The organism is Mangrovivirga halotolerans (assembly GCF_026241165.1).
Lineage (GTDB): Bacteria > Bacteroidota > Bacteroidia > Cytophagales > Cyclobacteriaceae > Mangrovivirga > Mangrovivirga halotolerans.
Window position 1 is genome coordinate 95505 of sequence record NZ_JAPFQN010000003.1, and the last position, 23228, is coordinate 118732.

The 23228-nt window shown below is 35.8% G+C and carries 13 protein-coding genes; 6 read left to right on the forward strand and 7 right to left on the reverse strand.

Features of this window, described 5'->3' with window-relative positions; translation table 11 throughout:
* Nucleotides 1-26: 26 nt before the first annotated feature.
* The 5 genes from OO013_RS04290 to OO013_RS04310 all read right to left on the reverse strand — a co-directional run bounded on the left by OO013_RS04290 (nt 27) and on the right by OO013_RS04310 (nt 5482).
* Nucleotides 27-1265: a hypothetical protein gene (locus OO013_RS04290; protein WP_266055440.1), complete on the reverse strand. Its 1239-nt coding sequence runs from the start codon at nt 1263-1265 to the stop codon at nt 27-29.
* Nucleotides 1266-1439: 174 nt separating this feature from the next.
* A complete protein-coding gene (locus tag OO013_RS04295) occupies nt 1440-2393 on the reverse strand; it encodes a YihY/virulence factor BrkB family protein (protein ID WP_266055441.1) in 954 nt (317 codons plus the stop codon).
* A 41-nt stretch (nt 2394-2434) separates the two neighbouring features.
* On the reverse strand, nt 2435-3496 hold the full coding sequence (locus OO013_RS04300) for a phosphotransferase family protein (RefSeq protein WP_266055442.1): 1062 nt from the start codon (nt 3494-3496) through the stop codon (nt 2435-2437).
* A gap of 1 nt (nt 3497) precedes the next feature.
* Complete coding sequence (locus OO013_RS04305; protein ID WP_266055443.1) at nt 3498-4703, reverse strand: acyl-CoA dehydrogenase family protein; 1206 nt, start codon at nt 4701-4703, stop codon at nt 3498-3500.
* Nucleotides 4704-4714: 11 nt separating this feature from the next.
* Nucleotides 4715-5482: an SDR family NAD(P)-dependent oxidoreductase gene (locus OO013_RS04310; protein WP_266055444.1), complete on the reverse strand. Its 768-nt coding sequence runs from the start codon at nt 5480-5482 to the stop codon at nt 4715-4717.
* A gap of 164 nt (nt 5483-5646) precedes the next feature.
* Here OO013_RS04310 and OO013_RS04315 point away from each other — a divergent pair, with 164 nt between their 5' ends.
* Complete coding sequence (locus OO013_RS04315) at nt 5647-6423, forward strand: hypothetical protein (RefSeq protein WP_266055445.1); 777 nt, start codon at nt 5647-5649, stop codon at nt 6421-6423.
* Here the strand turns inward: OO013_RS04315 and OO013_RS04320 are convergent, their stop codons facing one another.
* Complete coding sequence (locus OO013_RS04320; protein ID WP_266055446.1) at nt 6424-8472, reverse strand: TonB-dependent receptor family protein; 2049 nt, start codon at nt 8470-8472, stop codon at nt 6424-6426.
* 90 nt (nt 8473-8562) lie between these two features.
* Between OO013_RS04320 and OO013_RS04325 the strand changes: the two genes are divergently transcribed.
* The 5 genes from OO013_RS04325 to OO013_RS04345 all read left to right on the forward strand — a co-directional run bounded on the left by OO013_RS04325 (nt 8563) and on the right by OO013_RS04345 (nt 22038).
* Nucleotides 8563-10233: a tetratricopeptide repeat protein gene (locus OO013_RS04325; RefSeq protein WP_266055447.1), complete on the forward strand. Its 1671-nt coding sequence runs from the start codon at nt 8563-8565 to the stop codon at nt 10231-10233.
* A gap of 299 nt (nt 10234-10532) precedes the next feature.
* Nucleotides 10533-10682, forward strand: coding sequence for a hypothetical protein (locus OO013_RS04330; protein ID WP_266055448.1), 150 nt, complete (start codon nt 10533-10535; stop codon nt 10680-10682).
* 18 nt (nt 10683-10700) lie between these two features.
* Nucleotides 10701-18161: a S8 family serine peptidase gene (locus OO013_RS04335; protein ID WP_266055449.1), complete on the forward strand. Its 7461-nt coding sequence runs from the start codon at nt 10701-10703 to the stop codon at nt 18159-18161.
* Between the two features lie 47 nt (nt 18162-18208).
* The gene (locus tag OO013_RS04340; RefSeq protein WP_266055450.1) at nt 18209-18646 is read left to right on the forward strand and encodes a hypothetical protein; all 438 of its coding nucleotides are present in this window, start codon (nt 18209-18211) and stop codon (nt 18644-18646) included.
* A 155-nt stretch (nt 18647-18801) separates the two neighbouring features.
* Nucleotides 18802-22038 carry a sensor histidine kinase gene (locus OO013_RS04345; protein WP_266055451.1) on the forward strand — a complete coding sequence of 1079 codons (3237 nt, stop codon included), beginning with the start codon at nt 18802-18804 and terminating at the stop codon, nt 22036-22038.
* A gap of 43 nt (nt 22039-22081) precedes the next feature.
* Here the strand turns inward: OO013_RS04345 and OO013_RS04350 are convergent, their stop codons facing one another.
* A complete protein-coding gene (locus OO013_RS04350) occupies nt 22082-23050 on the reverse strand; it encodes a substrate-binding periplasmic protein (RefSeq protein ID WP_266055452.1) in 969 nt (322 codons plus the stop codon).
* Nucleotides 23051-23228 lie beyond the last annotated feature (178 nt).

The following is a 23228-nucleotide window of genomic DNA, read 5'->3' on the forward strand; positions in this document are numbered from 1 at the left end:
TTAAAAAGTAATTTGAAATTTTGTGTTTAAAATTCTACTACCTTATCGATTTTAAATTGTCTCATAGCTTCTCCATCGACAAGTTTATATTGAATTTGTCTCATAAGCCCTGTTTGGCTATATTCTTCATTGGTTTCCTTATAAACAGGAAATCGTCTGACTAATGTGTTTTCAACTATTGAAAATTCATCTTCTCCCCGATATCCCTGAGCCAGAGAATCAACATCGGTAATATCCGGCAGATTACCAGTAATACTGAAAGATTTACCTTTGTTAATTGAGAAACCATGGATTTTTTTGAAATTATTTGTATTTCTAGTTACTTCAAAAACAACTAATTCAGGATATCCGTCTTCGTTCAAGTCACCAATCTCGGCTTTTTTTATATCCCCTTGTATGGGTATTTCAATTATATCATTTAACTCAAGGCCAATAGGGAAAACCTTGAGGGTATCATTTTTTAATGTTACTGAATAAGCATAATCGCCGTAATTGAGAAATCTGAAAAACTGAGTGTTATCGATTTGACTGGAATCAGGTTTCCCATTGATTTTACTATATTTTCCACTTAAAGTGGATCCGCCGTTACAGTAAAAATAGAGTCGATCTGCAGATTCTTTATTTTGAGGGAGTATTGATAAGCTATCTCCATCTACCTTAATTGTAACATCAATACCATCTTCATATAATTTAAGCTGATTACGGCCAGTTATTTGGACCTGACCATCAAAAGTACAGGTTGGTATTTTTCTATCTGCCCTGGATCTGACAGAAAGCTTAACCTTGTTCTCTTTTATTGGTGTTAATATTATAGCCACCCAATCATTTCCTTTAGATTTCTTTAGATATCCTTCACTAACATAAGTTCCATAAATTGTATTTTTTTTGCTTTTGACTACTTCGGGAATAGTCTTAACCAACTTTCCAGACGATATTTTTTCATCTACTTCGTAAAATATAAATTCATCGCCATATGTGAGAAAACGGTATCCTTCAGCCCCTCTGTATTCAATACCTTTTGCTGATTGAGATTGTTTTAGGGAATAATGTTTCTTGAAATTTTTTTCTACTAAAATTACATTATCTTTTTGTTCACCTCTAAGGGTATTTAATTCATACAGATACATACCATCATCAGAAAGATAGGTGTATGTCGCGTTGACCTGGATTGAGTCTGATGACAGATCATCTTTACCTTCTTTTTTGCTGGAGCAGGATCCATTAATTACCAGAAAACAGATGAATAGTATTATAATGTATTTCATTGCACCACTGGAACTATTTATATATAAATTACTAATAATACGCTGATGAAAATAGTCTGCGTTTTAATTTTAGAGTAAAAAAAACTGATCTACATTATTATTAAAAGTGTCTATACAGGAATTGGAATGTGTTAAGGCCTCTAAAATATTAGTATTTGATTAAAATCAATTGAATCATTTTTGATCTTTTTGTACGATGTTGATCTCCTCATATTTTTCGTGGTGTTTCAACCGATATTCAGCGGTGCGCTGAGCATGTTCTGAGGGTTTAAATTTATATCCGTAATTTTCTGCAAAGACCTGTGTGAATTCTGCGCCAAAAAATATGATCAGGCAGGAGTAAGAAACCCACAGTAGAAAAAGAATTATAGCGCCCCCGGCTCCAAAATTAGAATCCGGATTGACATTGCTGATATAAACTGCTATCAACCATTTTCCGAATGAGAAAAGTAATGCCGTTATTATTGCCCCTGTCCAAACCGTTTTCCACCTTATTTCCACATCAGGCAGTACTTTAAATATTGCAGCAAAAAGTAAGGTTAATATGAATAAAGAAAGGATAAATTCACCAGAAACAGTAAGAAACATAAGATCTGAACCAAATGTATCGGAAAGCCAGTCTGAGAGAATACTGATAGTCGCCGATAGAACCAGTGATATCAACATTAAAACACCCACAATAATGATTATTCCAAGAGAGGTAGCTCTGTCTAATAGCATTCTTTTTATCCCTGCATCAGGCTTTTTTTCAACTTCCCAAATACTATTCAATGATTTTTGTAACTGAAAGAATAATCCGGTAGCACCAAATAATAAGGATCCGATACTTATTGCTGCCCCTGAAAATGATTGATCCTGAAGTTTTGATTTCATTAGGATTGTTTCTATCGTTTTAGCTGCTTTTGGTCCGATCATATTAGAGATCTGTGTCGTGATCTCACCGGTAATAGTCTCTTCATCAATAAATAGGCCGGTGAAATATAATATTAGCAAGAGAAATCCTGGTAGGGCAAAGACGGCGTAATATGCTACCGCTGCAGCTTTGGCAAAAGCATCATCTTTCATCCATTCCTGATAAGTCAGCTTTAGTAACTTGAAAATGTCTTTAAGTTTAAATTTTTTAGCCATAATTTAAGGTGTTGATTATCAGTATTATGGTAATTGTATGATTAGTATAAGTTACTAATCTTATTCTTGTTTATTGCCCTTGTTGCCATATCTGTACAGCCTTTTAAAACATAAGGTAACGCTGCAAAACGCTCATCCTTAGTATGACCAAGTGTATATCTTTTATAAATCTGCTGCACAATTACTCCGATCTTGAATAGACCAAATACATAATAAAACAAAATGTTTTCAATGCTCTGGTCTGCTCTTTCAGAATATCTTTCGGCAAATTCCTGCCTGTTAAGATTTCCAGGTAGCCAGGTCAGATTGTATTTCATTGCATCGGGATCATTTATTTCTGTCCAGTAGCCTAACGTAGTACCAAGATCCATTAAAGGATTGCCTACGGTGGCCATTTCCCAGTCAAGTACAGCCAGAACATTAGTCAAATCATCTGGATTTAATACCAGGTTATCGTATTTAAAATCATTGTGAATAAATGTGCCAGGAAGATCACCGGGCATATTATTTTCCAGCCATTTCACAATTTCATCGATTCTTTCCAGTTTATCTGTTTCTGCCTTATAATATCGTTTAATCCAGCCTTCTACCTGTCTCCGGACATATCCTTCAGGCTTTCCGAAATTTTTAAGTTCACCTTCCAGAGGTATAGAATGTAGTTCGGCAAGCAGATCTACAGTTTTCGTAGAAAGTTCTTTCATTAATTCTGCATTAAGAACAACCCCTTTTGGTGGTTTTTGCCTTAATATAATGCCTTTAACCCTTTCCATTAAATAAAAAGACGCTCCAATTATATTTTCATCGTCGCAATAGGCAATAGGATCAGGGATTTTATCATATACCGGCTTTAACAAAGATAAAACTTTATATTCCCTGCTCATATCATGTGCTGATTTTATGTTTGCTCCTACAGGAGGTCTTCGAAGAACATATTCTTTTTCTTCAGTTTTGATAAGATAGGTAAGATTGGAAAAACCGCTTGGGAATTGTTTTACCTCTACGGTTCCGGATATGTCAAGGGCATCCTTCAGGTATTTCTGAAGATTATCAAATGAAACTTTATCGCTTTTTAATGAAGTTGGTTGATCTATTGAGTCGTTCATTTTATTTTTTGTTAACTCCGTAATTTTTCAAAATTTGCCTCGCAAGCGATGATTTGTGAACTTCATCAGGTCCGTCATAAATTCGGGCAGCTCTTTCGTGTCTGTACCAATGTGATAAAATGCAATCGTCAGTAAGACCATATGCACCATGAACTTGTATGGCCCTGTCTAAAACTTCCTGAAGCATATTGGCAACATAAAATTTTATGGCTGATATTTCATTGCGTGCATTTTTTGATCCGACAGTTTCAAGCATGTGAGCGGTGTTTAATACCATAAGTCGGCACGCATCAATGGAAGCTCTGCTTTCGGCGATCCAATTTTGTACGGTTTGCTTATGAGCAAGTAACGTATCACCTCCTAAAGATCTGCTGGAAGCTCTTTGACACATCATATCCAAAGCTCTTTCTGCTGTGCCGATCCACCTCATGCAATGGTGAACCCTGCCCGGACCTAATCGTTGTTGAGCAAGGTAGAATCCTTCTCCTTCCTTGCCAATAATATTTTCTACGGGTACTTTACAGTTGTCGTATTTGATCTCAGAATGACTGTCATGCCCTTCACCTGGTTCACCCATTATGGGTGTATTTCTGACTCTCTTAAAGCCAGGATTATCTGTTGGGACAATAATCATACTCGCCTTCTGGTAGTTGCCGGCATCAGGATCTGTTACGGCCATTACTATGGCAAATGATGCACCATCGGCACCTGTAGTGAACCATTTCCTGCCATTAATGATATAATTATCTTCACTTTTTTCTGCTTTGGTATCCAGGATGACCGGGTTTGAGCCAGCATTTTCAGGTTCAGTCATCGAAAAACAGCTCCTGATATCTCCATTAATCAAAGGTTTAAGATATTTTTCTTTTTGTTCCTCAGTGCCATGATCTGATAACAATTCAATATTACCGACATCCGGAGCTTGACAATTCAGGCAGTAATGGCCATAAAGGGTCCAGGCAAGTACTTCACTAACCTGAGCAAATTCAGTCAGACTTAGTCCGCTTCCTCCTTCTCTTTCAGGTAAATATGGAGCCCAAATTCCAAGTTGCTTAGCAATTTTTCTTTTTTCCTCTAATAGGGGTGACAGTTCATAAAAAGAAGTTGTTAATAAATGGTTTTCAATTGGTAATAGTTCATCCTCCACAAAGGATTTTATTTTGGGAAGAAAGTTTTTCAGTCTTTCTGTTGAATATATATCGATCATAAACTGTAGAGTTATATCGTAAACCCACCGTCTGCAACAAACTCCGAACCTGTACAAAAAGATGAGGCATCAGATGCCAGGAATAAAGCAAGTCCCGAAATATCATCGGGCTCAGCAAGTTTGTTTAAAGCTTGTTTGTACATGACACCTTTTAAAGTTTTTTCATCATTTATTAATGCCTGGCTAAATTTTGTTTGAACTAAACCAGGCAAGATTACATTAGCACGGATATTATCTCTTCCCCATTCTCTTGCCAGCACCTTAGTCATAGAGATCATAGCTGCTTTGGAAACACTATAAAGTCCGAGTCCTGTACTAGGGGTTTTTCCTTCAATACTAGCTATATTTATAATTGATCCCCCACCTTTTTCCTTCATCGACGGATAGGCCAATTTTGCTAATTCCAAGGGTCCGTAAACATTCACTTTCATCACCTTTTCAAAAATGTCTTCAGTAGAATCCTGAATTGGTCCATACGTTGGGTTTATAGCTGCATTGTTAACGATAATGTCTATTGAATTAAATTTTTCGAGGGTCTGCTTAACCAGGTTTTGGATATCTTCACTATTGCCGACATGTGCAGCAATACCAATAGCCTTTCCTCCAGTATTTACAATATTTTCAGCTACCTCATCAACAGATTCCTGTTTTCTACTGGATACAATTACATTAGCTCCGTTTTTGGCTAATGACTCGGCAATTGCACGGCCGATTCCTTTACTTGCACCAGTCACAATTGCTGTTTTTCCTTTTAGGTCAAGTTGATGTTGATTTTCCATGTTATTTAGTTTGGTAGCTTATAAGTTATAAATAGATATCCAATTAATAAAGCCAGGGGATCTTTAAGTTTGATTTTCTATGTTGATTTCAATATTAAACTATTGCATGCTCGTGCCCGTTAGTTTAAATAAATACCACAATACATCTTAGATCAAATTTAATTATGAAAATTTCTGATTTTCCGCATTCCCTATTTTCGATATTTATCCTTTCCATATTGTTGTTTTCATGTGAAGATAATGATGATTCTGAGCTACAATCTTTGCCTGTCTTTCTTGTCATTGATGAAGAAAGTATTAGTGAAGGGCTTCCTTTGAATGATTTTTCTGCTTCTGAAATTAATGGAGATATCGCAGATATTGGATTCAGGCAAGAGTTGAAGTTTTTTGATGAAAATCCGGATATGCAAATTGACCTGCTGACTGGTCAAGTTGGTGATGAAGGATGGTTTGCTTTGACAGTCATTCCTGAAGTATGGAGATTTACTGGCCCAATGGCGAATGGGTTAGAAAATTATGTTTTAGCCGGTCCAGGGCTCGGATCACCTAAACCAACAACTGACAGAGAAGTATATCTGGAAGAGGTACCTGGTGTTATTCCATTAAGAGCAACGGGATTAAAAATGCTTGAGGGTCAATTAGTATTTGGTATAGTATTAGACAGTGATGTCAATATTAATTATTCCCCTTTAGAGGGAAATATTAAGGGAGAGAATTTGGGCATTGTAGCTTTTATTGTAGAAAATGTAAAGTCATCACAAAATTCCGGAGGTTCTTCTTTGCTTCCAGTTGTTACTGTGAAAATTGTTGATGCAGAACAGTATATTAATGAAGAAATGTTTCTGTTTTCCAATGTACCCGTACCTGCATCATCATCAGAGCCGATGGATGTTATTGTTCCTGATGAAACACCACAAATTCAACTGGAAATTGCTGATTGATCAATGAGTTAGTTTGATTTTAACTCCGCCATAAAAGTTGATTTTTGGTGCTGGTTCGTAAAATCTACCTCCAAAAGCATTGATCCTGATATTATTAAAATATTTAGTGCTTAGCACATTGTTAATCCCCAAAAATGGGTTTAATTCCCACTTTTCAAAACTAAGGGTATGACTTCCTCTTATATTTAACATTGAAAAGTTTTCTACTTTTACAGAATTGGCATTTTCAGCATACATTTGACCAATTAACTGAAACTCTGCAGATAACTTGAAGCCAGATTTTGCAGAATATTTCAGTTCAGTATAAAAAAGATTTTGCGGAATGCCAGGAATTCGATTGTCGCTGAAATTGTTTCCATCAGTTATGAACTGCTTGTATTTAAAATCAGAATATGTGTAATTTATTTTGCCTCTCAAATGATTATTTATCACAAGATCGACTCCAATCTCGACTCCATTTCTAATTGTAGAACCTGCATTTTCATAAAATTCTCTATCAGGAAAGTCTTCTAATTGATAAGGAATTAATTCATTTTTAGTTTCAATTCTGAATAAGGATATAGAATATAGCATTTTATTCCATGCTCTGCCTTTTATTCCCGTTTCAATATTAATAGTAGACTGAGGATCCAGATTGTTATTAAATCCACCTGAGCCCGAGGGATTACTTGATAATTCATTTAGTGAGGGAGTCTCAAAAGCAGTGCTGAAATTAGCAAAAATTGATAAAGATCTTGAAAGTGAATAGTTTAACCCAATTAATGGATTTAACCTGTCAAATGATCGATCGCCTGAATTATCGCCATCTGCAAAATAATTATCTTCCCCTTTAATGTTAATTAGATCATATCGAAGATTAAGTAAGAGATGCATTTTAGTGAAAGGGCTGTACTCTGTTATTATATAGAGTCCTGAATTATAAAATCTTTCATTCTGATCGATAATTAGTGTTCCTTCAATTCCTTTTTCATTGGTAAAATTTCGTCGATGATCATTTTGGAATTCAAGATCTAAGCCTGCTTTAATCAATGCTTTCTTATTGATATTGTAAGTATATGCCCCATTGAAACCGTAAAAGTGTCTTCTAAGATCAATGATAGCAAATGGGATCCGACCATAAAATTCACGGAAAGTATAAAAACTGCTTAATTGAAGGGATTGATTGCTTGCTAATTCACGAATATAGGAAAAGCCTATCCGGCCTTGTTCTACTGATTCACCCGTATTTTGCTCAACATTAAGTGTTCTGGCCTGATCTCTGTCGGAATTCACCTCATCCAATGTTAGTCCACCAGGATCTTGCGCTTCCGGACTGTAATTATAGTTGAGCAGAATATTAATTTTGTTTTTTTCGTCAGGACTAAAGGTTAATTTATTATTGAAGAGAGTGGTGTTAAACTTACTGTGGTCTCTGTATCCTGCTAACCTTGTATGTGATAAAAAAGCCACATTATTCAGTTTATTTTTCTTTATTCCGGAAGTCATCTGATATTTTTGAAACCCGAATGATCCACCTGATAATCTGATTTCAGAAAATGATTCTTCTGCCATCTTAGTTTCGAAAGAGATTACTCCTCCCGAGGCATTACCGTATAATCCTGAAACCGGACTTCGGATAATTTCGGTAGATCCAAGAAATCCCGGGTCAATATTATCAATTTGCCCTTGTCCATCCGGTGTTGATTCAGGAATTCCGTCTAATACAATTTTTACTCCCCGTATTCCAAAAGAAGCTCTTGAGCCAAATCCTCGAATAGAAATTCTTACATCCTGGGCAAAATTGTTGTCATTTAAAATAAATACACCTGGAGTACCTTCTATTACTTCCTTAACACTTAGTTGCTGGTTGTGAAATTGGGGTGGCTGAATAGTTGAAACAGAAACTGGAATATCTGTCTCGATACTTCTAATCCTTGTTGAGGATACAGTAACTGGTTTTAACTCCAGGGTTGACAACGTATCCTGATTATTATCCTGAGAAAAAACAGAGTAGAATAATAATTGAGTTAAAAGTAAAACAATAGGCCTCAATGGAATTTTTTTTATCACAACTAAAGTTATAAATTGATTTTTTTACTTTTCAATCTTTACATTTAATAAAAACATAAGAAATGAAAATTTCCTAATATTGAGATCAAAATGAGGGAACTTATATTTCTATATATTTGTTTATTTAATTCAACTTTATTCTGCTTTGCACAGGGCAATCAGGAAGAAAAGATCGATAGTCTGCAATCTGTTTTGTCTTCTGATATATCAGCTGACGAGAGAATAAATACACTAATCTATTTAGGAGTTCATTATCAGTCTACTAGTTTAGATACATCGATAATGTATGGTCAGACGGCTTTAGAGATTTCCGAAAACACAAGCGATTCGCTCAAAGCCAGAATTTACGACCTTTTGGGAACAGCTTATAACTACAAAGGATTATACGATAAATCAATTGAAAACCTGATCGAAGGTCTTCGTTATGCTGAAAAGATGGGAAATCCGGTTTATGAAGCGACTTTCCTGGTCAATATCGGTACTGTTCATGATCGGCAATCATCTTTTGATAAAGCGGAAGAATATTATCAAAAGGCTGTTGATGTAATTGAATTGGCAGACAAGAAGATACCAGAGGGATTTCCCCGTAAGTTGATATTCCTTGCTAACATTAATAATAATCTGGCCAACATTTATGGGAATCGTGGAGATACTACCATGATGCTTGATTATTATGATAAGGCATTAGTACATGCCAGGGCAGTAAATGATGAACAACTAATATCTATAATTCTCAATAATGTTGGGAATACTTATTTATATCAGGGTGATTTTGATCGGGCTTATGAAAATCTGAACTCAGCTTTGAAAATCCGAAGAAAGCTTAAAGGCTTTAAAAGTCTGGCGCAGTCATACAGAAACCTTGGCTTCTATCATTTTAAGTCAGGCAACCCTGATTCTGCTATCTTATACTTTAATAAAAGTATCGATGCAGCGAAGAAGGTCGGTAGTTTAAAAGAACACGTAGATTCTAAGGAAGGTCTGGCGAAAGTTTTTGAATCTATCGGGCAGACAGAAAAAGCCCTTGATGAGTTCAAAGAATATAAGCAGCTAAATGATAGTTTGTACAATGAAAGAAGAGTATCTGAGCTTGCTAAAATTGAAAGTCAATATCTATACGATAAAGAGCAATTAAAATCAGAAGCAGAGCAAAAACGCCGGGAATTCCGGATGTACTTAATCGTTGGGGCCCTTGTAGCGATAGTAGTGATTTTGACTTTATTAACTCTGTTTCAAAGAAACCGGGTCAGAGCAGCACGTCTTAAAGCTGAAACTCTGGAGTTGCGGCAAAAGTCCTGGGACCTGGAAAAGAAAAACCTCAGTATGGAGCTTGAACATAAGAATAAAGAGATGTCTACCAAGCTGTTATACCTTTTTAAAAAGAATGAGTTAATCGATGATGTAATCAAAGAATTGAAAGACCTTGTCAAAGATCTCAAATCTGAAAATAAACCAATCCTTCGAAAAGTCATTAAAAATCTTGGTGTTGCTTTAAATGAAGATTCCTGGAAGGAATTTGAATTAAGGTTTACAGAAGTGCACCAGGAATTTTATAATTCTCTGGAATCAAAATATCCGCATCTTACCCCAAATGAAAGAAGGTTATGTGCATTTCTTAAGTTGAACATGACCAGCAAAGAGATTTCCTCTCTAACAGGACAATCGATACGTAGTATTGATGTCGCAAGAACACGTTTAAGAAAGAAATTTGGACTCACAAATTCTGATGTGAATCTCGTGGAGTTTTTATCTGCTATTTAAAGAAGTTTTTATCAAAAATTGTATTTTATCAGGGTTAATTATTTTTTCTAAATAAGAATCAAACCTCTTGATTAACCTTTTTTCTACTCTTTTTATCTCATTAATTCGTCTATTTTTTTGGTAACTAAAAAAAAGTGATAATCTGCGTTTAAAGTTTATTTAAGCCTTTTTAAGTTCTTGTTGTGCAGTATTTGTGCAGTATGATAATCGATACTGTAGCAGCGATGTATAGTGTGTTTATTAAAGGGTGTGTTGGTTTTGTTAATAAGTTAGTGTTATGGATTAAATCAATAACCAACATGAGTAAAAGCAATGACAAGAAAAGTAAAGGGAGAAAGAAAGAAGAATCTTCTGAAGAAGAATTACTCAATGAAATTCAGGAAAGAAACAAGACGCGTCAGCTAGCGCTGATTAAGATTATGAAGAAATTAAATAGTGGTAATAAATAAACCTAAACCAACCATTTTATGATTAAACGTTTACAATTTAAGAGATCCCATTTGATTGCGCTATTGCTAATGTGCTTTAGTGTCATGAATGGTGTTGCTCAGGTAAAGCAGGGGAAGGTTCATGTTAAGTTCAAGCCGGGTATGGAGACTACGGTGGCTAATATGAATGTTTCGAGAACTGCAGATGGGATAGTCCAAATAGGACTTTCCGGTTTTGATGCTGTTGCTTCGCAATACAGGGCGATAGATATCAGGCCGATGTTCATTCCAAAGAAAGGAAAAGAAGAAGCACATAGAAGACATGGGCTTCACCTTTGGTATGAAGTAACGATTGACATGAATTCAAATGTTATGAATTCAGTTAGTTCTTTTGATAATGTTGCAGAGATCGCACAGGCAGAGCCAATCTATGCAAAGACATTTGTCGAGCCATCAAATGCAACTCAAGTTGATGTATCAAGCCTATCAAATGACGGTCCTGTAAATGACCCGGGATTAACTGATCAGTGGCATTATGAGAATGATGGTTCAAACAACGGTATTCCTGAAGCGGATATTAATTTGTTTGAGGCATGGAATACAACAAAGGGAAGCAATGAGGTGATCGTATCAATCCATGACTCAGGTGTTGATGTTGATCACGAAGACCTTGCTCCTAATATGTGGATTAATGAAGCAGAGTTGAATGGAGAGCCTGGAGTTGATGACGATTTTAATGGCTATGTCGATGATATTAATGGATATGATTTCGTTACCAATTCCGGAGACGTTTTTCCTGGAGACCATGGTACACACGTAGCTGGAACTATAGGTGCGGTAAATAACAATGGAATTGGTGTTGCCGGTGTTGCCGGAGGTTCTGGTTCTGGTGATGGTACTCGCCTGATGGCTCTTAGAGCTGTAGGTGGTGACATGGCAGCATCTTTTGTATATGCAGCAGATAATGGTGCAGTGATATCACAAAACTCCTGGACATTCACTCAGCCGGGTGTTTATGAACAAGCAGTACTTGATGCAATAGACTATTTTATTGCTGAAGCAGGAAATTATGCAGGCAGCCCAATGAAGGGTGGTATTGTAATATTTGCAGCAGCAAACTACAACAGAAATGATGTTTACTATCCAGAAGCCTACGAAAAAGTAATGGCAGTAGCTTCATTGGGACCAGCAAATAAGAAAGCATATTATTCAAACTATGCTCCCTGGGTGGATATTGCTGCTCCGGGTGGAGACCAGTCTGAGCTTTACGGTAACAAGGGTGGTGTGTTAAGTACGCTTCCAAATAATACCTATGGTTTTTATCAGGGTACTTCAATGGCTTGTCCTCATGTTTCAGGTATTGCTGCATTAGTTGTGGCAGCTAATGGAGGATCAAACTTTTCAAATGATGATCTTTGGACACATCTTATCACAGCTGTTCAGGATGTTTATCAGTACAATGATGAACAGTATGCTGGACTACTAGGTGCTGGTTATATTGATGCTGCCCTGGCAGTTAAAAAGAATGAAGGTATCGGACCAGATGAGGTTGCTGATCTTACAGTGGTAAATATTTCTCAGGATTTCATAGAGCTGAACTGGACTTCTGTAGCTGATCAGGATGATGCAACAGTATTTGGATACGAGATCTATTACAGTGATGACAGTATGAAAGTTGCTCAGAAAAATGGGCACGAAACAATTGTTATTACAGATAAAAATGCTTCGGGTGTGGCTTTGTCTAAGATAATTGAAGACCTGATCCCGGAAACAAAATATTATTTCGCGATTAGCGGATATGATAGGTGGGGTAATAAAGGTAACATGTCAGAGGTAATTTCAGCAACCACCACGGATGCTCCGGAGATTGCCTTTGATGTTACCAATTTTAACATCACACTGGATAATTCAAATGCACACCTTTCATCTGAAAGTTTCAATGTTGTTAATAACGCAGAAGGTGCTTTGAAATGGAATGCCCAAATCCGTCAGACAAGAGCATACAGACTTTCTACAACGAATTTAAACTATCCTATTTCATCTTCATCATCTCTAAAAGGTGTTGAAAAGCTTGAGGTGTCAGGAGTAACCAAAGAAGATCTAAATACAGAAACTTCGGATTACAATAACGACTGGGAAAATAAATACTGGAGAGTCGGTCAGCCAATCAGCTCTATCTATATAATCGGAGAAGAAGATACTTCTATTCCGAACTCTGCAGCAATGAAATATACTGTTGATGATCCGGAAGGATTTAACCTGACAAGAATTTCACAGTTTATGAATCTTGACAGAACACAGTTTCCACAGGGTGTACTTGAGATTTATCAAGGTGAATCAATGGATAAGAATAACCTTGTTCTTGCTCAGGAATTCAATGGGAATTGGGGCGAAGGTGGCCGTGATAATGTTTTATCTCTTGATTATCAGTTGTTTTTTGATCAGGGAGAGACATTTTGGGTAGTTTTCCACATGCCGGCAGGAGTTAAATATCCATTGGGTATCGGTCTGGAATCTAATCCTTCTGATTCAGAAAATTGCTTCATGAGCTTTGACGTTGGAGAAACCTGGGTTCCTCTTGCTGAGGCAATTGGAGATGATCGTTGGGTTTGGAGACAAGAGCTTCAGGAAACTGTTCAGCCAATCCATGAATATTTAACTTTGTCTGAAATTGAAGGCGTTACTCCTGGTTTATCTCAGGAAGAAATTGCTATAGACGCAGATGGCACTAATTTAATTAATGGTACTTATTATGCATCAGCAGTATTCTACAGTAACGATGACAATCAAAGAATTGCTGATGTTGATCTTACTATAAATGTGAAAGATCACCAGCCTGTTCTTTCTTCAAGTCAGCTTGTTGACTTCGGAAGTTCATTTGTGGGTGTTCCTACTACATTGGAGATTCCACTTGAAAACTCAGGTTTAGGAGTGTTCAGATTTAATGATCCAAGCTGTGTTTCTTCAAATCCTGATTTTGATTTGGGAACTAATAAGGCTGGTATTCCTGCTTCTGTAAAAGCATTAGATAGTGATGTGCTTACTGTTACATTCACTCCTTCTGCAGCGGGAAATATCTCAGGAAAGATCGAATTAGTAGATTATAATGGAAATACACATACAATCAATGTTTCAGGAGTTGGAACTCAACCATCAGAGATTGCATACAATCCGGCCAGCAGTGACTTCACTATGGCGATTGGTGATGTACAATCAGGAAGCTTTGAAGTTGTGAACAATGGTAATTATCCATTGCAATTCTATTTCCCAAGATTAGTATCTCAGGAAGATGTTATTCAGGTTCCCGTTCAGGGAAGTGAATTCGGGTACTTCTGGGAAAACACTAATAATGGTGGAACAACACATACTTACCAATGGGAAGATATTTCTCAGACTGGTGAGAATGTAACTGCTTTCTGGAGAGATCAAAATGGATCATTGTTAGAATTGGAGCTTGGTTTCCAGTTCCCATACTTTGAGCAAGTATTTGAAAAACTTTACCTGACTCAATATGGTGTATTAACTACTCATAATGATATTGGATGGGCAGGAAATGGAATGAGTCCTGGGAATAAATTCCAAAACGTTCCAATTTCAGCATTGAACCGTAAGTTAAGATTGGAATACGGTGGAGATATCTATATTCAGCGCAAGTCTGGTAAGATCATTATTCAATATGATAATGTTCAGGTAGCAGGTTCTTCAACTTCAGCTTTTACCTTCCAGACAATTATCTATAACAATGGAGATATTGTTCACAATTACAAAACTGTTCCTACATCTTCTTTCTACCGAACTGTTGAAGTAGGTTTAGAGGATCCTGATAAGGAATTTGGTTTTGTTATTTATGATAAATCAAGCTATACTGAAACTCCGGATGCCGGTTTAACCAATGGATCTTCTATAAAGATCAGTTCTCCGGGTGTTGATGCAATTGAAAATATTTCAATGACTCATGGAGTTGTTCCGGTAGGTGAAGCTCAAACTATTAATTTTGATGTAAATGCCGCAAGCCTGGTTGAAGGAAACTTTTATCAGAGATTGGTAGTAGCATCAAATGATCCGTCAAATCCACTTTCTGCATACACTGCAAATATAAATGTAAATGCAGGCGGTGTTGTTGATGCACAGTTAGCTGAAAATTCTTACGACTTTGGTACAATCTTTCAGGGTGATTCTGTAGGTAGAATTTTTGAATTAGAAAATGTTGGTACAAAGGCCACACAGATTACAGGAATAAGTTCTTCAAATGGAAACTTTGTTCTTTCACATGATGCATTACCAGTAAATCTACAGTCTAAAACAATTTTCTTCCTTTCTGCTTCACATGATGGAGTAACCCAAGGAACGTTTACAGATCAGGTTACTTTCAGTTTTGCTGATGGTTCTCAGGAAACTCTTGATCTTTCAATCACTGTAGGTCCAGCACCGGCAATAACTGTTACTACTGATCCTGTTGATTACACATTAAATGTTGGTGAAACAGCTGTACATACAGTTACTGTACAAAATAATGGTGAAGCAGAACTTGAATTCACTACTTCAGGTACTGAGTGGGCATATTTTAATGATGAAACAGTTGCTACTGCAGCTACTCAATTAAAAGAGCACACTTATATTTATAAGACCAATCGTGAAGATGGATCAGTTGGATATAACTGGGAAGAGATCGTGAATACTGGTGGTGAGCAGCTTGATCAGGGTGGTCTTTCAGAATGGCATACCAAAGCACTTCCATTTGAGTTTAAGTTCTATGGAAATGTATATGACTCAATCTATATCCATTCAAATGGTGTTATATCATTTGATGATTACACTGATCTAGTAATGGAAGGCCCTGTTAGTGGTCCTCAAACCATCCCTGATACTGGCTTAGTTAACAATACAATAGCTCCTTTCTGGGGTAATGGATACTACGGTGTAGTTACAGATGCTGATAAAGAAGTAAGTGGTGTATTCTATAAAGAGTACGATGAATACGTGATCATTGAGTACGCAAACCTTGTGGACAGAGGATTCACGGGAATGCCTTTCAGTGTTCAGGCAATTATATATAAAAATGGTAACATAAAGTATCAGTATAACTTCGGGACCAGATCAAGAGCTCATGAAGCTGTTGTTGGGGTAGAGAATATAGATGGGACTGATGGTGTTCAGGTGATGAGCTATGATTTCTACCTTGAAGATGAAATGGCGATCATTTTCTCACCTGCTAACAAAAGAAGGCTTGAATCCGGTTCTTCTGTTGATCTTCCTATGACAATTGATGCAACCCATACAAACGGCGGAGTTTATAATGCAAATCTTCAGATTCAGTCAAATGTTCCTGGAGAATTGAACACATTTGTTCCTGCTAAATTGACAGTAAATGGTCAGGGAGAAATTGATGTAATCGATAGCTTATACTATGGAGATATCGTAGCACAGACGCTTCCAAATGGTAATCCTGAAACTCATGATATTGATTTTGTACTGAGAAATTCAGGGACAGATCAGTTAACTGTAAATACTGCTGAGTTAATTGATGGAACAGACTATTCATTAAACATGCTTGAAGTGTTCTGTTCATTCTTTGGTTGCCGGGAAAGATTAACTCCTGTTGACGGAGCAATCACATTAAACCTGGATCCTGGAGCTGAGCAACAATTCAGATTGACTCTTGATACCAGGTTGGAAACTTATGAAGCGATAGACACTGTTGCATTTGACCTGGGACTTGCTACAGAAGTGAAAGTACCTGTTTATGCAAATGTCTTCCTTCCTTCTGTTTTGGAGATCGACAATGATGCATTTCACTTTGAAGCGGAAGACAATACATTCACCGGATCTGATGTAATTACTTTGAATAATACCGAAGGCCAGAACGAATTGACTTACTCGATAGAGTACGATTACATAAGAGATGGTGTCTCTATGGCAACTCAAATACAGTCAGCTTCAAATAATATCAAAGGTGAGATTGCATCAGTAGAAAACTCAAATGCTGTTTCAGTTTCAAGTATTTCTAATTTTAACAGAGATCTGAAATATGGAGATGAAGTAGCAGAAACATTTGTTGGATTTGGAGAAAGTTCAACCTTTAAATCTTCAACGAAGTTTAATGCTGGAGCTGAAGGTTTCAACTTGTCACATGTATCTACTTACATTTCTGCTGAAAATAATACTTCTACACGAATGGTAGTTGAGGTGTTCGCTGGTAAGGATATCTATGATGCTGTTAAGATAGCTGAAACAGAGTATATTCACGAAGCAGAAACTAACTTACAGGGATTAGTTACTATTCCATTAGCGGAAGTAGTTAAATTATATCCTTATGAGACATTCTTTGTTTCAATCAGATATCCATTTGGTGTTAGCTATCCTCAGGGAACTAACATTACTGGAGATCTTCCAGGTACATTCATGTATCAGTCAGGTGGATTCTGGTATGATCTTCAGGATTCTCCAGTATTTGCAGACCAAGGATGGTATGTACAGGCTCATGAAGATACTTACAATGAAACAGGATGGTTGACAATTACAAGTACAGGGTCTGTAGCAGCTGGTGAAACAGGGACAATTGATATTGATGTAACTGCTCAAAACATGGATGTTGCAGATGTGATTGCCAACGTGATCATCTCTTCTAATGATCCATATAATCCTAGCGAAACTGTACAGGTATCATTGCATATGAATCAGGCACCGGTATTTGAAGATGGTAAGCAATACTATGAAATGCAGGAAACTGATTCTATTGGATTCACAGTAAAAGCCACTGACCTAGAAGGAGAGACGTTTGATTTCGGTCTTGAAAATGCTCCTTCGGGAATGACTATCGAAGAGCTGGATGGGATAGCATACATCTCATATGTTGCTGATTACTTCTCTGCTGGTATTTACAACATGAGCATTTCGGCAACCGATGCGGGAGGTAGAATTTCTCATTATCCTGTCGAATTGAATGTTGTGAATGTGAACCGTACTCCGGTAGTGGCAAACATCGAAGATTTCAATTTATTTATAGGAGGAGATAATCACCTGATCGATGGTTCGACAGTATTTACTGATGCTGATAATGATGCCCTGTACTACAATGTGGTAGTTGATCAGCCCGACCTGGTAGATGTATCGATCACTGGCAATGCTTTTGAATTTATTCCAAAGGCTCCGGGACAAACAGCTATTACTATTTATGCTACAGACGGAATGATTGAAGAAGAAGTGTTTGCAAACTTTACGGTTACAGTAGACTATGTTCTTGGAACAGATGATCTGTTAAGTAGTGGGTTTAATATTTATCCTAACCCAGTAAGAGATGTAATAAATGTGAAGGTTCCTCAATCAGGTGACTATCAAATTACCATCTATGGAGTTGATGGGAAAATTCATATATCTGAAAATGTTGAGATTTCTCAAAATGGTGGTGGTATAAATATCGCCGGACTTGAAGGTGGAATCTACCTTATTGAGATCAATGGGGAAAAAGATTCAGTAACATCTAAGATTATTAAAGAGTAATATTCAAAATGGCAGGAGGGAAACCTCCTGCCTATAAAAACTATATTATGAAAAGATATTATTTAGCATTGTTTATTTCATTTGCAATTCTCGTCGGGTGTAAAGATGATGAACCTGGTAAAGAAGAAGTCCAGATCAACAACTTGAGTAAAACCTGGTCTTTAGGTTCTGATGGATATGTGCTGGTAAATAGCCAGGATATTTCATATGATTATTCTGAATTTTCAATCAGGTTTTCAAGCGCAGAAGCTGACAAGGTTTATTATGTGACAAATGGCCATTATGCTTTCCCTGCTGCTGTTGATACATGGGCTTTCGCAGATCAGAATTTTGAAGAAATAGTAAGACATGTTGATGGAACTGTCATGGAGACACATTTTGAGAATAACACACTAACTATTCGATTTAATATTCCTGAACCTTCCAATGGTAAATTGCAAGGAGGTTTTGGGGATTTTGAATTTCATCTTACTGAATACAAATAACAGGTTGAGCCTTTTTTAACTAGAGAGTGGCCCCTTCGGGGGCTTTTTTTTATTTTTTTAACTATTTTTGAGGAGCTTTTTATCTAATAGGTAATATTATTTAATTAATTTTTAAAAAATTATTCCAAAAAGCATTAATCTCTTAAAGGGAGTTCATGTACAAGTTAACCGTAACATTTGTATTTTTATTTTCACATTTAATTTCATTTTCACAGGTAAAGTTCAATCATATATCAGTTAATGATGGATTAAGTCAGTCTGCTGTGCATGATTTTGCCCAGGATAAATATGGGTATATGTGGATCGCAACCAGGGATGGCTTAAATAGATTTGATGGGGAGAATTTTGAAATTTTCAGAAATAAAAGATCTGATCCCACAACTATAGCCAATAGTTGTGGTTGGTCATTGGCTATAGATGATAAAGATAGAGTATGGGTAGCAACTCCTGATGGGATTAGTTATTTAAATGCTAAAAGAACTCGGTTTTTTAATTTTTATCCTGATGAACTGGAACAGGATTTTATGAAAACCGAGCAAATTGCTGTAAAAGGTAACAAGGTATATGTAGGCACTCATAAAGGTGTATTCATTTTTTATATAGATAGTCAGACATGGGAAGTGATTAAGGGGTTAGAGGACATCAGGACTTATGCCCTGGATGTTGCTGACGATGGTAGAGTATTAATTTCTTCAAGTAGCGGACTCTATATTTATAAGGATAATAAACTGGATAAAGTATTACCCTCCAGAATAAACTTTGTTAAGTCAGCCTACATAGGAAATGAATTTATCTATGCTGCAGATCACAATGATTTGTATAAGTTCGACCTTAGATTAAATTTGCTTGACACCTTAAGATTAGCTCCCAAGGATAAGACCGTAAGAATGGATATCACGGTTGATCAACAGGATAGGATTTGGGTTACCGGTCAGGGGATTGAAATTATTGATAAAGATTTTAAATATTTAAAAAGAATCAGACATGATAACCTTGACAGATGGTCATTATCAAATAATAGTTTGACCAAAATCTATGTGAGTAGGGATGGATCTGTTTGGATTGGTACCAATGGGTTTGGATTAAATAAATACAACAAAAACCTGTCTTCCATTAATACAATTTTATATAACCCTTACAATACCGAAGCCCTAAGTACTAATTATGTTTCCGGTCTGTATTTTAATAACGATAGTTTATATGTTGGACTGAGAAATAAAATTGATGTATTTGATATTTCAGATTATCCCGCTAAAAAGCTGAAAGTAATTGATTTACAAGAAGAGCAGGTTGGCAGGGCATATAAAATTGAATCCATAAATGGAAGATTAATTGCCGGTACTGATCGTGGGTTATTATTATTTGATGAAAATGAAGAGGTCGATAAAATAATATTAGAAGATTTTTATGTAATCAATTTTAAAAAGTTTGATAATAACAAATTGTTGTTGTTTACCGGAGACATTAATACCCGGTTAAAGGTACTTGATTTGAGTACTCTGAAAATTACTGATTGGAAAACCCCCTCAATAAATGAGACGATTTTATCGGGGTTGATAGAAGAAGATGTTGTTTGGCTTGGAGGAGATCATGGAGTTATAAAATATAATCAACGCATAGATTCATTTAAACATTATTCAGAAATTAATAATGAATTAACCTTTCAGGTAAAAGATATTTTCAGGGATTCCAAAGGGAAGTTGTGGCTGGGAACCTGGAGCCAGGGATTATATGTATGCAATGATGATGAAGATATTTTTTCACCTTTTAAATTAAATCAAAGTCTACCTAATCAGACCATTTATGGGATTTTAGAAGATGAAGAAAATAATTTATGGTTTTCTTCAAATAAAGGTATTATTGCTTACTTGAGATCGGAAGAGCAGATATTACATTTTTCAATAGACTACGGCATACAGAGCAACGAATTTAATACTGGCTCATTTTTAAAATTACCTGACGGAAGAATGGTTTTTGGTGGAGTGAATGGTGTTAGCTATTTCAATCCTAAAGACCTGATTAATGGATCAACAGAATCTAGACTTTTTATACATAAAGTAATTGTCAATCAAAAAATTCTGGCTGATTCTATCTGGAATAAAGGAGAGTTTAATTTAGAACCCGATCAAAGAAATATAAAAATTCAATTTAATGCTATTTCTTTTAATTCCCCATCTGGAGTACAGTATAGGTATAAGTTACATGAAGATGATCCATATATATATTTAGGAAATAACAATGAGCTAGTATTGTCAAATCTGGAAGGTGGCGAATATTCCCTGATAATAAATAGCACAGGACCTAACGGTGTCTGGCAAGAAGAGAAGGCTTCACTTTCTTTTAAGATTGAAACACCATTAATTCAGAAATTATGGTTTCAATTATTATTACTGGCTTTATTGATTTTGTTTGGGATTCTCTACGGCAAATATAGAAATGTAAGACTTAAAGAAAAGGCAAATGTTCTCGAGGAGGCAATTAAGAAAAGGACTAAAAAAATAAATGAGCAAAATGCAGCGATCCTTTTAAAAAATGAAGAAATGAAAGCCCAAAGTGAGCTATTGTCAGTGCAGAACAAAGAATTAAATGAGCAAAGAAAAGAGTTACTAGAATTAAAGCGTACCCTGGAAGAGAGAGTAAGAGATAGGACAGAAGATTTGAATTTAAAGAATGTGGCTTTGCAAAAGCAAAATATTCAAATGGAACAATTCAGCTATATTTCAAGTCATAATCTTAAGGGGCCAATTGCAAGCATACAGGGATTATTAGCATTGCTTGATAATGAACAACAATCTAATAGTCAACAAGAAATAGTTAACCGTATCAGGCAAAGTATAGATAAGCTGAATTCCATCGTTACCGATTTGACTAAGATTATTGATCTTAAGGAAGATAAGCAGCAATTTGACGTTTTAAATGTTCAGGCAATCCTTACAAATGTTTTAAAAGATTTAAAAGGTAGTATAGAGGAAAATAATATAAGGGTAGAATTAAATATAGAACAAGACTATAAAATAGCAGGAGTAAGAGCTTATTTACATAGTATTTTCTATAATATAATTTACAATAGCATTAAATATAGAAAATCCGACAGGCATGATAACTACATAAAAATTGATATTTCAGCAGGTAAAGATAAAGTGAAATTGAAATTTGAGGATAATGGTATCGGAATAGATATGAAATATGCTAAAGATAAGTTATTCAGGCTATTTCAAAGGTTTAATGATGTTCATGAAGGAAAGGGAATTGGTCTTTATATGACCAAGGTTCAGGTTGAAGCTATGAACGGTGAAATAGAATTAAGAAGCAATTTCAACATTGGTACTGAAATTCATATTGAATTTCCAATATATAACAAGGTAAAAGCAGACACCCTCAAATCATTTTAATTTAAGGGTGTCATTTCGTGATGTTTATAATCAGTAAACTATATTATTGTAATTTGATTATTAAGCCGGGATTTTCAGGATCTGTCGAACTCTGAAGCTTTGATTTTTGTTTGTACTTCTGAGGAATACTATTCCAATTTTCATATTCTTTATTATCTATAACATAGTTTCGGTTTTTAATATTAGTTGAGGAAAATACGCTATAGGCACTTAATGGTTCCGAAATACCTGCCTTGTCTCCATTTAAAACCAATTCAGCAGCTCCATCTCCGTCAATATCAGCACTGATCCAATTAAGGTTTAGTATCCTGTTGTAGGTGCCATCAGAAATCATGTTTTTGATTTCTCTATTAAATGATTCAATTATTTCATCAGCATAAGGAAGATCTTTTTGTAAAGCAAGATATAGTGGTTTAACAATTATTGGAGTGGAAGAAATTGCCAGTTTTTCTTTTACTTCATTAAGATGGATTTGCAACATGTATTCTATGAGCAGTTTATCTACCAGCATAACATCTATCTCTCCAGCAATCAATTTATTTAAATTTTCCTGATCATCAGTTCCGTAAACCAGGTGAATATTATCCCTATTAAAAAGGTCATTCCCATAACCGTAATTTCTTACTATTCCAACTGTCATTCCCTCAAGCTCATCGATAGACCCTTTATCTACGTCAGTACCTGATAATCCCACCAGGATTAATTGATTTTCCAGATAGGGTTCTGAATAAATTAAGTATTCTTCTCTTTCTTTTGTTTTCCAAAGTGCTGCACTTCCGTCAAAGACATTTGCTTCAATTCCGGTCATGACCCTTCCAAAAGGTAAAATGCTAGAATATGATTCAATATCTGCTCTTTTTAAAGCAGTTGAAACAAGGTCTAATGCCACCGAAGTTTTATTAGAAGTATTTGTGAAAGGAGGGTACACATCTGAAGCCAGATTAAGCTTTTGAATTTGACCCGAAACACTGACTGAGGCAATTATTAGCAAGAGGACTATATAACGTATCATGGCTGGTTATTTCATATTTTTAAGTAGAATCTTTTATATAAAATACGAAATATTCAATCCAATAGCAAAATAATTCAATAAATGCTCGTCGTTAAAATTGATAATTTCAATCAATTTTAAGTCTATTTATTTATAGAAATTATTGAAATAAAAAAGCTGACTTTTACGTCAGCTTTTA

Bases quoted from the DNA above. Each gene is read 5' to 3' on its own strand.
- OO013_RS04290 (WP_266055440.1), bottom strand. From the start codon at position 1,265: ATGAAATACATTATAATACTATTCATCTGTTTTCTGGTAATTAATGGA.
- OO013_RS04295 (WP_266055441.1), bottom strand. From the start codon at position 2,393: ATGGCTAAAAAATTTAAACTTAAAGACATTTTCAAGTTACTAAAGCTG.
- OO013_RS04300 (WP_266055442.1), bottom strand. From the start codon at position 3,496: ATGAACGACTCAATAGATCAACCAACTTCATTAAAAAGCGATAAAGTT.
- OO013_RS04305 (WP_266055443.1), bottom strand. From the start codon at position 4,703: ATGATCGATATATATTCAACAGAAAGACTGAAAAACTTTCTTCCCAAA.
- OO013_RS04310 (WP_266055444.1), bottom strand. From the start codon at position 5,482: ATGGAAAATCAACATCAACTTGACCTAAAAGGAAAAACAGCAATTGTG.
- OO013_RS04315 (WP_266055445.1), top strand. From the start codon at position 5,647: ATGAAAATTTCTGATTTTCCGCATTCCCTATTTTCGATATTTATCCTT.
- OO013_RS04325 (WP_266055447.1), top strand. From the start codon at position 8,563: ATGAGGGAACTTATATTTCTATATATTTGTTTATTTAATTCAACTTTA.
- OO013_RS04330 (WP_266055448.1), top strand. From the start codon at position 10,533: ATGAGTAAAAGCAATGACAAGAAAAGTAAAGGGAGAAAGAAAGAAGAA.
- OO013_RS04335 (WP_266055449.1), top strand. From the start codon at position 10,701: ATGATTAAACGTTTACAATTTAAGAGATCCCATTTGATTGCGCTATTG.
- OO013_RS04340 (WP_266055450.1), top strand. From the start codon at position 18,209: ATGAAAAGATATTATTTAGCATTGTTTATTTCATTTGCAATTCTCGTC.
- OO013_RS04345 (WP_266055451.1), top strand. From the start codon at position 18,802: ATGTACAAGTTAACCGTAACATTTGTATTTTTATTTTCACATTTAATT.
- OO013_RS04350 (WP_266055452.1), bottom strand. From the start codon at position 23,050: ATGATACGTTATATAGTCCTCTTGCTAATAATTGCCTCAGTCAGTGTT.